Raw genomic sequence first — 12,589 nt, forward strand, 5'->3', positions numbered from 1 at the left:
CCGAACGGTCGGGATCCGCGCTCACAGGGCGGGTTCGAGTTGTGCCCAGGGCTGTTCGGCTTCGATCTGGGCGGCCAGCGCGAGGAGGGTGCCCTCGCTGCCGAGGCCGCCGGTGAAGTGCACGCCCAGCGGCAGGCCCGCCGCGGTGCGGTGGGTGGGCACCGACATGGCGGGGCGGCCGGTGATGTTGGCAAGCTGGGTGAACGGGACTGGTTCCAGGTTGGTCAGTACCGTCTGCTGCCACACCTTCGACCTGGTCAGCACCCCGATGAGGCCCAGCCGCAGCAGCACCTCGCCGGTGATTTGCACCGGGCGCGGGGTGTCGAGTTCGCCGATGCGGACCGGCGGGCGGGCCAGCGATGGGGTGAGCAGCAGGTCGTGAGTCTGGTGGAACGCGGCGAGCGCGCGGGAGTGGTTGTTCCAGCGGTGCAGCGAGTCGGACAGGTCCACGGCGCTGAGCGAGCGGCCCGCGGCGGCGAGCATTCTGGTGTCCAGTTCGAAGTCGCGTGGTCCCGCCCCGGTGGCGCGGCGGATGTCGGCGACCGACCAGGCGACCTTGGCGTACCACATGGTGAGGAAGTCCCAGGCGACCTGTTTTCCGTCCACGCCGAAGGTCACGGGTTCCACGTCGTGGCCGAGCTTGGCGAGCAGGGTGGCCGCATCCGTCACGGCGGCGACCGCTTCGGGGTGGACGTCGAAGCCGATCGGGGACTCGGAGGTGAAGCCGATGCGGAGCTTGCCGGGTGCGCGGCGGGCGAGTTCGGCGTAGGGCGCTTCGGGGCGGGCGGACAGGTAGGGGCCGCCGGGGTCGGGTTGGCCGGTGATCACGTCGAGCATCAAAGCGGTGTCGCGGACGGTGCGGGACACCACGCCGTCGGTGGCGGCGCCATGTAGGTGCTCGGCGTTGAGCGGGCCGCAGGGCACCAGGCCCCGGCCCGGTTTGAGGCCGAACAAGCCGCAGCAGGCCGCCGGGATGCGGATGGAGCCACCGCCGTCGTTGGCGCCCGCGACCGGCACGATGCCCGCGGCGACCGCGGAGGCCGAGCCGCCGGAGGAGCCGCCGGGGGTGTGGTCGGGATTCCACGGGTTGCGGGTGGGGCCGTTGACCTCGGGTTCGGTGATGGCCTTGGAGCCGAACTCGGGTGTGTTGGTTTTGCCGAAGATGACCAGGCCGGCGTCCAGCCAGCGCTGGACGACCTCGCTGTTCTGTGCGGCGGGGCGGTCGCGGAGTGCGCGGGAGCCGCTGCCGGTGGGCAGACCGGCGTAGTCCTGGTTCAGGTCCTTGATCAGGAACGGCACCCCGGCCAGCGGGCCGCTCAGCGGACCGGCGGCGCGCTGGCGGGCGAGGTCGTACATCGGGCGCACGATGGCGTTGAGCCGCGGGTTGACCGCCTCCGCCCGGCCGATCGCCGTCTCCAGAAGCTCGCCGGGCGAGACTTCGCCCTTGGCCACGAGTTCGGCAAGGCCGACCGCGTCGAATCGCCGGTAGTCCGCGTACTCCACTCGACACCGCCTAAAACTAGAGGTATTAGTTTTAGGTTAGACCACCAGTCGGACGACACGCCAGATCGGATTTCGGGTGCCACGTCCCAGCCAGAAGCTGATCACCCGCGAGGCGATCATGCGCACCGCGCTGCGCGTGGTGGACGAGCACGGGACCGATGCGCTGTCCATCAACAGGATCGCCGCCGGGCTCGGTGTGAAGGGGCCTTCGCTGTACAACCACATTTCGGGGCGCGAGGAGATCATCGAGGGTCTGCGCGAGTTGCTGTTGGCGGAGATGGACCTGGACACCGATCTGCGGCCCTGGACGGTCGCTGTGGACCAGTGGGCACGCACCTATCGCGCGGCCTTCGCCGCCCATCCCAGGGTGGTTCCGCTGTTGACGGCCCATCCGGTCCGCTCCCCTGCGGCCTTGGCCGCCTACGAGCGCGGTTTCGCGGTGTTGCGCGAGGCGGGCTGGCCGGAGCCCGAACTGCTGCCGGTGGTGCGTGCGGTGGAGTACTTCGTCATCGGGTCTTCGCTGGACCTCGGCGCCTCCGATGCCACGCAGGCACAACGCGCGTTCGACACCGGACTGGCCGCGTTGATCCACGGGATCGAGCAGCGGCTGGCGGACCTGCGCCGCTGAGCGCCGACCGGGAACACGGCGGCGCGGTTTCGAGTTGATCTGAGTGACGACTCGAGTGGATGGGGGAATCGTGACGGACGTGATCAGCCTGGCCGACAAATTCGGGACGTTCAGCGAGCAGTGGTCGCCCAAGATCGTGGCCTCGATCAACGAGATGCACGTGAAGATCGTCAAGCTCGAGGGCGAGTTCGTCTGGCACCAGCACGATGACACCGACGAGTTGTTCCTGGTGGTCGACGGCGAACTGCACATCGACCTGCCCGACAAACGGATCACGTTGCGGGCCGGGGAACTCGCGGTGATTCCGCGGGGAGTGCAGCACCGCCCGGTGGCGGAGCGCGAGTGCCGCTTGCTGCTGCTGGAACCGGCGGGCACGCCCAACACGGGCGAGCTTTCCGACAGCGATCGCACCGCCGAGCCCGTCTGGATCTGATCGTTCACGGGGAGTTCGTCACCCGGACGGCGGCATGACCGGGTGAAACCGCTAAGTACCGGAGGCCGTCCGGGTAACGATGTCACGGGTGGCCTATCTCCGGGCCGAGGTTGCTGAGCAGCGGAAGGCACGTCATGAACGGAGTACCCCGGCAGCGAAGAATCCGTCGCGACCGCGCCGACGGCCGACGATCCCGTGGAGACACGGCGAATTCCTGGCTTGTCGCGGCCGCGCTCGCGCTCGGGTTGTTTCAGTTGTTCGTGTTGCCGCTGTGGCTGCTGCCGCAGTCGGTGTTGTGGGCGTGGCTGCTGGTGCCCGCGGTGCTGTTGACGACGCCGGGTTGGTCGCTGATCCACGAGGCGATCCACGGCACGCTGCTGAGCGCGCGGAACTGGAACAACCGTTGCGGCCGGGCGATGGCGGTGTTGTACGGGGCGCCGTTCGTGCTGCTCAAGTCGGGGCATCTGCTGCACCACCAGTACAGCCGCACCCGCCGCGAGCGGGGTGAGTTCTACGATGCGGACCAGACCACCTGGGGGAAGGTGGCGCTGCCCTACTACACGAAGTTGTTGGGCGGGCTGTACGTCGTGGAACTCGCCGCCAACCTGCTGGCTCTGCTGCCCGTGGCGGTCGTCCGGAAACTCGCCGAACGCGTGGATTCCCCGGAATCGCTGGCAGGCTTGGCTCTACAGCGGGTACTGCGCTCGTTCGCCCAGTTCAGGGCTGATGCCGCAGCCGTGGCAGCGGTGTTCACGGCGGCGTTTCTGGCCTACGGCGGCATGGGGTGGATTCTGGTGACGGCGCTGGGCGGCCGGGCGGTGGTGGTGTCGTTGTCGGACAGCGCCTATCACTACGGGACCAAGCTGGACGCGCCGCTGGAGGCGATGAACCTGCGCCTGCCGCGCCCCATGGAGGCGCTGGCGCTGAACTTCACGCTGCACGATGTGCACCACCGGCACCCTGGTCTGCGCTGGTTCGAACTCAGAGGCCGGTTCCTCGCGGAAGGCGCCAACTATCACCTGGGCTTCTTGCCCGCGGTGACCCGCCAACTCCACGGCCCCATGGCCATCCCACCGGGCACGACCTGGCGAGAAGACCCGCCGGACGCATCCGACCAGCACGACGTCACGCCCGCGCGGCGGTCCGGGCCAGGGAACTGTTGAGCAGGTAGTTCAGCTCGGCGGTCTCTCGCTGCGGAACCGGCCCGATTCGGCAGCGCAGAAGCGTTAGCTGCTCTCTGAGGTCGACCTCGGACACCCTTTGCCCTGCCCGGAGCATGCCGCGCATGGCGGCAGTCGCTTGCTCGTATTCGCGCTGGCCGACATAGGCCAGCACCAACTCAAAGTGATTCATCACTATTGCGGTGCACCGGGTCGTCGGTTCATGGGTCTTCAGCGCCTCGTGGATCAAAGGTACGGCGCGATCCGCCCTGCCGTTCTCGCGCAGGCAACGACCGGTCTCCGCCACCGTGTCCGCCGGACACCAGTACCACAGAGATTCCCCATCGGACGATCCAGGGCGCCACTTGTCGAAGGCTCGCTGGGCGGCATCAATGGCGGCGAGGCCCGCACGGTGGTCACCAAGCAAGGCGAACGCCCTCGACTCGACGGTGTAGAGCGCCGTCGAGCGGGCGGGGGTGATGTCGCTGCCCACGAAATTGCGGCCTGCCCGCACAAGCGCCATGGCCTGCCGTGCATTGCGCGCCGTGGTGGTCTCGTTTGGTGCCGTTTCGGCTGTCCTCAGCGCCACCAAGGCCATTCCTGTGGCGATGTTCCCAACCGCGACCTTGTCCCCATTCCCTGATGCCAGGTTGAGAGCTTGAACGAAGTAGCGCTGAGCCAAGCCGTGCTGGCCAGTCTGGAAGGACATCCATCCTGCGCTACTCGTCGTTCGGGCAACCTGGCTGTATAGGGCCTTGGCGACCTCTGAGTTGTAGCGGCCCCGAAGGATCTCATCCACCTCTGTGTGGAGATAGCGTACGAGAGCGGGCCGTATCTCGCCGGAGCCGAAACACCGTGCCTGATCGGAAAAATGCTTGCCCGTGGCGGCTATGCGCTCGACATCACTCATGCCGATCCGCTTGCCTGAGCCTTCGTGAGCACCGCCGCCGGTGGGCGGACAGGTCAGAGCCAACAGTGCGGATTCACTGAATGCTGCCATTCCGACAGCTGTGCCCGCGAGAAAATTGCGTCGTCGCATGTCCTGTCCTGACAGTTCGACCACAGTGCGGAGGGCATCCTCCAGTGTGGCCGAGCAGGACAGCGAATCATAGGAGTCCTCCGAAGGTGGACCCTTATCGATGAACCCGCAGTCCTCTACTGAGATGTGCCGCTTGAGCCTGCGGGCCATGGCTGCGGCGACCAGTTTAGGCGTGGGCCAGCGGGGTTCTGCCCCTTCCAACCAGCGGCGGACCGACGACGCGTTGGCGGCGAGGGGTACGCCTTCCTTCTTGCCCTCGGCGTTCACCGCGTTGGCTAGCCCCGTGTTGCTGAAGCGCGCGTCGCGCATCAGCACTCTCAGTGCGTCATTGCTCACTCTGCGCACAGTACCGATTCTGGCCCGTTTTGAGACGGTTTGGGAAGGTCAGCGCGGCAGTAACACGAATTCGACACCCCTGATCGGCAAGTTATGCGACCGGCCCGACGCGCCTGCTCCTGTAATCGCTCAGTAGCTGATTGATTACTCCTAGCGAAAGGAGCAGGTCATGAAGCTGTGGTGTGTGGAGAACGGGACCGACGGGGGAACGCATCTGGCCCAGGCCGCCTGCGGTGGTGAGCTGGCGCCCCGGTCGCGGGCCGTCGAGGTGATCGCGGCCTGCGACCGGCGGCAGTTCACCGCCACGTTCGTCTTCCCCGGCGAGCCCTTCGAGGCCGCCCAGAAATGCCTGGAGTGCGCCGTGCGCTAAGCCGTCAGGTCCAACGCGGTGCGGACGATCGTGTCGGTGTCGATGCCGTGGTGGCGGTAGACCTCGTCGATCGTGCCGGACTGCCCGAACTCCGTGACGCCCAGCGTCGCGACCGGCACCCGGTTGACCGTGCCGAGGAACGCCAGCGTGTGCGGGTGGGCGTCGGCCACGGTGACCAGTGGCGTCGCGCGCAGCTGGTCCAAAATCCACGGCTGCCCCTCGCCCAGCCCGCGGCGGGCGCGTTCGGCCTGGAACAGCAGGCCGGGGCTGGTCACGCAGAACACGTCGGCCTCGACGCCCAGCGCGGCGAGCCGGTCGGCGGCGGCCAGCGCTTCGGGCAACACCGCGCCCATCGCGGCGACCGTGACCGCGGGCGATGCCGACTTGCGCAGCAGGTATCCGCCCGCCACGGCGCGCCGCCTGCGCCGCTCGCGGGCGGCCGGATCGGCGGGCACCGCGGCCAGCGACTGGTCCAGCGGCCGAGTGGTCAGCCGGAAGTACGAGGACCGCCCGCCCGGCTTGCCCAGTTGCGCCATCGCGGCCAGCAGGCACCACTCGAAGTCCAGCGCGAACGCGGGCTCATAGGCGGTGCAGCCGGGCTGTTCGATGCCGATGGACGGCGTGTAGATCGACTGGTGGGCCCCGCCCTCGGGGGCCAGCGTGACTCCGGACGGGGTGCCGACCAGGATCGACTGGCCCCCCGCGTAGATGCCGAACGACCACGGTTCCAAGGCCCGCGTCACGAACGGGTCGTAGACCACGCCGATCGGCAGCAGCGGCTGGCCCCACCGGCTCCAGGTCGCGCCCAGCTCACCGAGCAGGCCGACCAGGTTGCCCTCGGCGATGCCCAACTCGATGTGCTGTCCGGTCGGCCGGTCCCGCCAGTGCAACAGCGTCTCGCCGTCATCGGCGAACCAGTTCACGCGCTCGGCGGGCGACCAGGAGCCGACCTTGTTCAGCCAGCCGCCCAGGTTGGTGGTCGACGCGACGTCCGGGCTGACCGTGACCACCCGTCCCGCGACCTCAGGTGCCTTGCGCAGCAAGTCCATCAGGACGCGGCCCAGGCTCTGCTGGGTGGACACCTTCCCCGACGGAGTGGCACCCAGGTCGGCGGGCAGCGCGGGCGGGGTGGCGGTCGCGATCGGCTCTCGACGCAGCCGCGCCGCGGTCCGCGCGCACAACGCGTGCTCGGCGGTCCCGTCGGCGAAACGCCGCCACGGCGCGTCGGCGTCCTCCCCGAGGTTCGCCGCGAGCTCACGGAACTGCGGCTCGGTGAGCAGCGCGGAGTGGTTCTGCGGGTGCCCGGCGGTGGGCAGGCCGTGGCCCTTGACGGTGTAGGCGAGGATCACCGTGGGGCGGCTGTCGTCGATGGCGGCGTAGGCCTCCAGCAGCTTGCCCAGGTCGTGTCCGCCGAGGTTGCGGATCGCGGCGTGCAGCGTCTCGTCGTCCAATGTGGTCAGCAGGCGCCGGATTGGCTCGGCCGTCGACCCCGGTCCCGGCAGCCGGTCCCGCAGTTCGGCCGCGGTGCAGCGCAGCAGCCGCTGGTATTCGCCGTTGCTCATGTGGTCGATGCGGTCCCGCAGTTCGGCGCCGCCGGGACGCCCGAACAGCTCCTCCAGCAGGTGCCCGTACTTGACGGTGATCACCTGCCAGCCCGCGGCCGCGAACATGTCGGCGAGCTTGGCCGCGGCGATGGTCGGCACCACGCGATCCAGGGACTGCCGGTTGAGGTCCACGATCCACGTGACCTCGCCGAGTTCGGCGACGGTGGGGTCCAGGATCGCCTCCCAGCAGGCGCCCTCATCCAGTTCCGCGTCGCCCAGCAGCGAGTACTGCCTGCCCTGTACCGCGCCGTCGCCGAAGTGCGCGCCGACATACCGGCGGGCGATGCTGCCCCAGATCGGCGCGGTCGCGCCGATGCCCACCGAGCCGGTGGAGTAGTCGGGGTGGTCGGGATCCTTGCTGCGGCTCGGGTAGCTCTGCAAGCCGCCGAAGGCCCGCAGGGTGGTCAGGTACTTCTCGTCCAACTCGCCCAGCAGGTAGTTGATGGCGTGCAGCACCGGTGAGGCGTGCGGCTTCACCGAGACCCGGTCCCGCTCCCCCAGGGTGTGGAACCACAGCGCGGTCATGATCGTCGTCATGGACGCGCTGGAGGCCTGGTGCCCGCCGACCTTGATCCCACCGCTGTTGGCCCGCACCCGGTTCGCGTGGTCCACGATGGCCGTGGCCAGCCACAACACTCGACGCTCCACCGCGAGCAGCGTCTCCAGCTCAACAGCGGTGGCCAACGGCTTGGTCATCGGGACTCCTTCGTCTCGACCGGCACGAAATTGTCACCTCCGTGCACCTTCCACACCAAGCGACGTGCCCCACGTCACCGAGGATCACGGCTTTGCGAATCGTGGGTGAAGATGCTTCAGGTCTTCTTGGTCGCGGGTCCAGCTTGGGGCAGGGTGTCGGGGTGCATCCCGAACTGGATCGCCGCAGCGTGCTGCGGGCCGCGGGTGTCGCGGCACTGGCCACCACCACCGTTTCCGCCACCTCCGCCGCGGGCACCGCCGCCGCGGCGAGTCCCGTCTTCTCCCACGGCGTCGCCTCCGGTGACCCGCTGCCCGACGCCGTCGTGCTCTGGACGCGCGTCACGCCCACCGCCGACGCGGTCCCCGGCTCCAGCCGCGGACCGTCCTCCGAAGTCGCGTGGGAGGTCGCGCGGGACGCGACATTCGCCGACATCGTGCGCGGCGGCACGTTCGCCACCGGACCGCTGCGCGACCACACCGTGAAGGTCGACGTGACGGGGTTGGCGCCCGCGACGCGGTACTTCTACCGCTTCCGGCTGGGCGCCGCCGTCTCCCCTACCGGCACCACCCGCACCGCCCCGGCCGCGAGCGCGAGCCCGGGCCGGCTGCGTTTCGGCGTGGTGTCCTGCTCGAACTGGCAGGCCGGGTTCTTCGCCGCCTATCGGCACCTCGCCGAGCGCGGCGATCTGGACGCCGTGCTGCACCTGGGCGACTACCTGTACGAGTACCAGCCCGGCGGGTACCCGCTCGGCAGTTCGGTGCGACCGCACGACCCGCCGCACGAGAGCCTCACGCTGTCGGACTACCGGCGCCGCCACGCGCAGTACAAGACGGACCCCGACCTTCAGAAGCTGCACGGGGCGTGCCCGTGGATCATCACCTGGGACGACTACGACGTGCGTCAACTTACAACAGCGTAGCACGTCTGCCAGCAGCGGAGGCGCGACGGAACGGAGACAAGCGGGACGCACGTCCTTGCAGGAAGGGAAGAGGCTAGGTTTAAGGGCGGGCGTCCCACCAGAGAGCGAGACAGGAACCGCCGGATGATCAGTCCCGAGGAAGAGATCGCAGCACTCCAAGACACCTACGTCAGGCAAACCAGGGTGCTCAACATGTACCGCAAATGGCCAGTGGTAGAAGCCGATGACTTGGACGTTGAGCAGCATATGAGCTCGCTGCAAGCAGTACGCCGAGCACATGATCGACTGTCCGCGCTGGGTGCCGAAATACCCGTTGTACCGGCCGACGAAATGCCACCTGATCCATCAGTAAATCAGTAGATACTGATCTACGTCTTGGGCTTTAGGGGCCAGGGCTTAAAGGCATATCGGGGCCAACGAGGGGAACAACCACAGTGAGCGAGAACGACCATCAGCAGCGCAAGCAATTTTTGGATGCGCTACTTCAGGAAGCGGCTGAGGAAACACACCAGGTTCAGGGAAGCGTCGTCAACCTCGGCGGGGCCGATGTTGGCACCAACTGGCTGTTGGAGTCCTCGCTGGGCATGGACTTGGGCGGAGCCGACTATGTGCGGCAGGAATCAGAGCGAATCACGAAGTCAAAGGCCGCACCCGAGACGACGGACTGAGGCATCTGTCCCGGATACGGCCTGGTCTTAAACGCTGGACTTTGAGTGCGGACAGGAAAACCGCCGATCGGCGGGCTAGTCTGGCGGTTCTCCCTACTGCTGTAGCCCTTGCACTGGTGTCGGGTGCGTGGTGCGCACGTCCGCCGCCTGACCCTTCAGAATTGTTTCCTGCTCCCTGGAGTCGTACGGCTCCCATTGGACCAAATCCGAACGGCCACCATCGTCGATGAATTTTTCTACGACAGAAATCACCGTGTCAAGTGGATGCTCCGTCCCGACCGGAAACACTCTATCGTGCCATTCTCCCACTTCATAGGTTACAGGCTCCGCGTTCTGTCCTCCCGTCGCGATATACGACGTATGGAGCGCAGTCCAAGTAACAGTTCCCACGCATGGACCCAACCCGACCGTGAGAGAAGGTCCATTTATGCCCCATACTTCATCCTGCACGCTTCCGTCAGGCCGTTCTAGGACCCATCGGACACGAGGTGCATCGGGGTTAGAGCAATAGTCACGGATCTCCCTCAGAAGCTCTTGCCCCTGTTCAAGAACATTCACCGTGGGTTCTTCCCCTCGTACGTAGCTATGAACGTTTTCTTGCCCTCTTCGTCGGTGCCGTAGACATGGAGTCTATACCCGCGTGGCAGGAAGCCTTGCAAGTACTGGTGGCAACCGGGAGCTCTCTCTAAGTCCTTGCGGTAGCCACATGGAGTCCGATTGATGATCAATTCTGTTTCGGTGCTTCCGGATTCAATCATCCAGGCTGCGGTTTCGAACTCCACGTGGCTGTATAACGCGGCATCCCAAAATTCCTTCGGAGCATTGATTTCGTGCCCTCGTTTGGTTACTTTGACAGACCAGTTCTCCATGCCAGGTTTGAACTCGAAAATTTTCTGCTGATCTTTCTGCCGCGCCAAACCCCTTACCGGGAGTCCACTCCTCGGCGGGGAATATCTTTCCATCAGATGCGCCCCCCATGCCGCTGCCGCCGGGTAATTGTCTCCGTTCGGGGACTGAACTGCTTTGGGTTTCTCTTGGGCTTGTACTGTTTGCCCTGCGCCGTGCACATGGCTCGACGGGTTAGAACCCTCCTTGAAATCGGGACATCAGCCCGTCGATAGCCTGACTCGTCTGCTGAACCGCCTGCAAAGCGTTGTTCAGATTCGTACTGATGGCTTCACAAGGCCCAGAGACAGCAGCGAAAGAATCCGTGTTGCCCAGCGCGTTCTGCATCAAAGAAAGCAGCTCATCAGCAGATCGTGATACACCTTGAATGACTCCGTCGATCTCGCCGCACTGCTGCGATCCCTGAGTCAGTAATGCCAAGGTTTCTTCATGCGACGCCATGGGATTGTCCCTTCCTGTTGTTGTGATCCTGCTGAGGGGGTCTGACAGTTCCGGGCCATACCCAGGGCAGGCCGAAGATGTTCACTCGAATGTCCTAATATGAGTGGCAACCCGATGAGTGACTAGCGTCGCCAGCAAGGGATGCCCTTAGCCCGGACTCCAGTCAGCCGGATTCAGAGTTTGGCTTTTTGGTCAGGTGCTCCATTATTTCCTCGGCGATGGCCAGAATGCCCTGATTGAACTTGCGAATCTCGTTGTTCATGCTGTAGATGGCAGAAACCGCGTAGACCGTCAGCATCTGCGCCTTTTCTCCATACCGCGTGTCAGCCATGAGATCCGAGATAATCTCTGCGCCTTCTTCGTAGTCGGTCTGTAGCGCTTCAAGTGGTTCGAGTGAGAAGTACTCCCTTACGACAGATTCCAGCTTGGCCGAAACACTGGCGTTGGCGTCATATAGTGCAGGCAAAGACCTATTCCGATCGAGCGGCACATGTGAACTTGGGGCGTAGGATCGAGCTGCCGGGGGACTTGCATTATTTGATCATTTAGCACGTCGATGAATAACGCGGCATTGATGAGTCAATGAGTGACACAAGCCTGCCATCGTATGCAAGTCGGCCGCTTCCACGTTTCTAGCCACTCTGTAATGGCCGCACGCGCATCTTCGATGGGAATTGCGGCCGACGCAGGAAACATGTCTCCAGTTATACCGTTGAAGATCAATTGCACGCTTGGCAGCGCGTGCGACGGGTTGAAAGAATTTACGATCGGCCAGTTTACATTGCTTTCGTCCATGTGATTCAAGGCCGCGTAACCTGATTCCGGATTAACACTGACTCTCAATTGGCGGAGTGGCCATTGACTCTCTTCATTGGAGGTGAATTCTCTCTCGCCCACAAAAAGCATCGTTTCCCATTCGACATGATCCATCTCAAGAATTCGATCAACTAGCCGCACGGATTCGTTCATGCCATGAGCAACGCGGGCCACACCGCTAGTTAGCGACGCAGTCAGGATCACGTTTGGTCGACCGCCATTCATCGCAAAATGCTTTCTTTGCACATTAGGTCCGCAGAGCAATGTTGTGGATGCACTACTGCTCGTCGGAATCACGCTGACTGCGGACAGCTCGCGTAATTCTGCTAAGCCATTTTTTGCGCTCATTCCGCACCGCTACCTCAATGCTGATCAGGGTCGTTGTCACGACGCTAATTGTCGCGGCGATGGTCCACGCTCCGCAGATGCAGAGATAGGCCGTACATTCGACCTGTTGAGACATGTCGAGTCAGCCTTTCCCGCCACGCTGCTTTCCAGCTCATCACGGCAAAACTCGCAGCGGCCACGCGGTTCGGCACGATTGCGTCGCACGAAAAGAGACGCTAGTGAAATTCGTTCGCCGCAGGCTGAGTTCAACGATGAAATGCCCATATCCCGGACTAGCACGACCGGATACGCGTGCGATAGGCCAGTCTCGGGGTTTGCGTGCCATTCGTAATGGTCGTACTTCATGTTGGGTTCCCCTGACCAGTCGCATAAACACTGTGCAGGAGTTCGAATACTGCTCCAAAGTTGGGATATGTTGGACTGCTTAGCGAAGGTGGTCGCACCCATTCCACTTGCCCAAAAGGCAAGACCGTAGGCGGAAGGATGATAGATTCACCGCTTGACATCAGAAACGTACCAGCCGGGAGGAATGGCTGTACAGATTGATCAAGGTCGGGGTCCGTGCCAACAAGGAAGGACCACCTTCGATAGGTTGTCGCTGGTATCTGAACAACTGGGCACGTCCAGCCTTTTCTGATGAGCAAGCGGTGCAAGTCTTCACCGAGGAAAGAGTGAACCGATATAGAAAGCAGGTTGGCAGGCAATTTCAGTCGAAGGTGGT

The 12,589-nt window shown here is 64.6% G+C and carries 15 protein-coding genes; 7 read left to right on the forward strand and 8 right to left on the reverse strand.

Features of this window, described 5'->3' with window-relative positions:
• Positions 1-21: 21 nt before the first annotated feature.
• Positions 22-1,503 (reverse strand): amidase, encoded by a 1,482-nt coding sequence (locus tag ACU6XJ_RS28635; RefSeq protein WP_476318378.1) that lies wholly within the window; start codon positions 1,501-1,503, stop codon positions 22-24.
• A gap of 76 nt (positions 1,504-1,579) precedes the next feature.
• Here ACU6XJ_RS28635 and ACU6XJ_RS28640 point away from each other — a divergent pair, with 76 nt between their 5' ends.
• From ACU6XJ_RS28640 to ACU6XJ_RS28650, 3 genes are all read left to right on the forward strand, one after another.
• Positions 1,580-2,131, forward strand: coding sequence for a TetR/AcrR family transcriptional regulator (locus ACU6XJ_RS28640; protein ID WP_476318380.1), 552 nt, complete (start codon positions 1,580-1,582; stop codon positions 2,129-2,131).
• 55 nt (positions 2,132-2,186) lie between these two features.
• Positions 2,187-2,564 carry a cupin domain-containing protein gene (locus ACU6XJ_RS28645; protein ID WP_476318687.1) on the forward strand — a complete coding sequence of 126 codons (378 nt, stop codon included), beginning with the start codon at positions 2,187-2,189 and terminating at the stop codon, positions 2,562-2,564.
• 134 nt (positions 2,565-2,698) lie between these two features.
• Positions 2,699-3,727, forward strand: coding sequence for a fatty acid desaturase (locus tag ACU6XJ_RS28650; protein ID WP_476318382.1), 1,029 nt, complete (start codon positions 2,699-2,701; stop codon positions 3,725-3,727).
• Here the strand turns inward: ACU6XJ_RS28650 and ACU6XJ_RS28655 are convergent.
• Positions 3,690-5,099, reverse strand: coding sequence for a hypothetical protein (locus tag ACU6XJ_RS28655; protein ID WP_476318384.1), 1,410 nt, complete (start codon positions 5,097-5,099; stop codon positions 3,690-3,692). The two genes, ACU6XJ_RS28650 and ACU6XJ_RS28655, sit on opposite strands and share 38 nt — an antisense overlap.
• Before the next feature lie 169 nt (positions 5,100-5,268).
• On the opposite strand from ACU6XJ_RS28655, the gene ACU6XJ_RS28660 reads away from it, so the two are divergent.
• Positions 5,269-5,469 carry a hypothetical protein gene (locus ACU6XJ_RS28660; RefSeq protein ID WP_476318386.1) on the forward strand — a complete coding sequence of 67 codons (201 nt, stop codon included), beginning with the start codon at positions 5,269-5,271 and terminating at the stop codon, positions 5,467-5,469.
• Here ACU6XJ_RS28660 and ACU6XJ_RS28665 read toward each other — a convergent pair.
• The gene (locus ACU6XJ_RS28665) at positions 5,466-7,769 is read right to left on the reverse strand and encodes a transketolase-like TK C-terminal-containing protein (protein WP_476318388.1); all 2,304 of its coding nucleotides are present in this window, start codon (positions 7,767-7,769) and stop codon (positions 5,466-5,468) included. The two genes, ACU6XJ_RS28660 and ACU6XJ_RS28665, sit on opposite strands and share 4 nt — an antisense overlap.
• Positions 7,770-7,930: 161 nt before the next feature.
• On the opposite strand from ACU6XJ_RS28665, the gene ACU6XJ_RS28670 reads away from it, so the two are divergent.
• From ACU6XJ_RS28670 to ACU6XJ_RS28680, 3 genes are all read left to right on the forward strand, one after another.
• Positions 7,931-8,689, forward strand: a complete 759-nt coding sequence (locus ACU6XJ_RS28670; RefSeq protein WP_476318390.1) for an alkaline phosphatase D family protein — start codon at positions 7,931-7,933, stop codon at positions 8,687-8,689.
• A gap of 123 nt (positions 8,690-8,812) precedes the next feature.
• Entirely contained in the window at positions 8,813-9,049 is a 237-nt protein-coding gene (locus tag ACU6XJ_RS28675; RefSeq protein WP_476318392.1) for a hypothetical protein, read from the forward strand.
• 74 nt (positions 9,050-9,123) lie between these two features.
• Positions 9,124-9,357 (forward strand): hypothetical protein, encoded by a 234-nt coding sequence (locus ACU6XJ_RS28680; protein WP_476318394.1) that lies wholly within the window; start codon positions 9,124-9,126, stop codon positions 9,355-9,357.
• A gap of 93 nt (positions 9,358-9,450) precedes the next feature.
• Here ACU6XJ_RS28680 and ACU6XJ_RS28685 read toward each other — a convergent pair whose 3' ends face one another.
• From ACU6XJ_RS28685 to ACU6XJ_RS28705, 5 genes are all read right to left on the reverse strand, one after another.
• Positions 9,451-9,915, reverse strand: a complete 465-nt coding sequence (locus ACU6XJ_RS28685; RefSeq protein WP_476318396.1) for an Imm1 family immunity protein — start codon at positions 9,913-9,915, stop codon at positions 9,451-9,453.
• Complete coding sequence (locus ACU6XJ_RS28690) at positions 9,912-10,319, reverse strand: DddA-like double-stranded DNA deaminase toxin (RefSeq protein WP_476318398.1); 408 nt, start codon at positions 10,317-10,319, stop codon at positions 9,912-9,914. The genes ACU6XJ_RS28685 and ACU6XJ_RS28690 overlap by 4 nt, the downstream gene beginning before the upstream one ends.
• 118 nt (positions 10,320-10,437) lie before the next feature.
• Positions 10,438-10,704 carry a hypothetical protein gene (locus ACU6XJ_RS28695; RefSeq protein WP_476318400.1) on the reverse strand — a complete coding sequence of 89 codons (267 nt, stop codon included), beginning with the start codon at positions 10,702-10,704 and terminating at the stop codon, positions 10,438-10,440.
• A 163-nt stretch (positions 10,705-10,867) separates the two neighbouring features.
• A complete protein-coding gene (locus tag ACU6XJ_RS28700) occupies positions 10,868-11,194 on the reverse strand; it encodes a hypothetical protein (RefSeq protein ID WP_476318402.1) in 327 nt (108 codons plus the stop codon).
• Positions 11,195-11,283: 89 nt separating this feature from the next.
• A complete protein-coding gene (locus ACU6XJ_RS28705; protein ID WP_476318404.1) occupies positions 11,284-11,868 on the reverse strand; it encodes an Imm1 family immunity protein in 585 nt (194 codons plus the stop codon).
• Between the last annotated feature and the right edge of the window lie 721 nt (positions 11,869-12,589).

Source organism: Actinorectispora metalli, assembly GCF_056323685.1.

Coding starts and splice junctions, on each gene's coding strand:
- ACU6XJ_RS28650 (WP_476318382.1), top strand. CDS start 2,699: ATGAACGGAGTACCCCGGCAGCGAAGAATCCGTCGCGACCGCGCCGAC.
- ACU6XJ_RS28660 (WP_476318386.1), top strand. CDS start 5,269: ATGAAGCTGTGGTGTGTGGAGAACGGGACCGACGGGGGAACGCATCTG.
- ACU6XJ_RS28665 (WP_476318388.1), bottom strand. CDS start 7,769: ATGACCAAGCCGTTGGCCACCGCTGTTGAGCTGGAGACGCTGCTCGCG.
- ACU6XJ_RS28675 (WP_476318392.1), top strand. CDS start 8,813: ATGATCAGTCCCGAGGAAGAGATCGCAGCACTCCAAGACACCTACGTC.
- ACU6XJ_RS28690 (WP_476318398.1), bottom strand. CDS start 10,319: ATGGAAAGATATTCCCCGCCGAGGAGTGGACTCCCGGTAAGGGGTTTG.
- ACU6XJ_RS28695 (WP_476318400.1), bottom strand. CDS start 10,704: ATGGCGTCGCATGAAGAAACCTTGGCATTACTGACTCAGGGATCGCAG.
- ACU6XJ_RS28705 (WP_476318404.1), bottom strand. CDS start 11,868: ATGAGCGCAAAAAATGGCTTAGCAGAATTACGCGAGCTGTCCGCAGTC.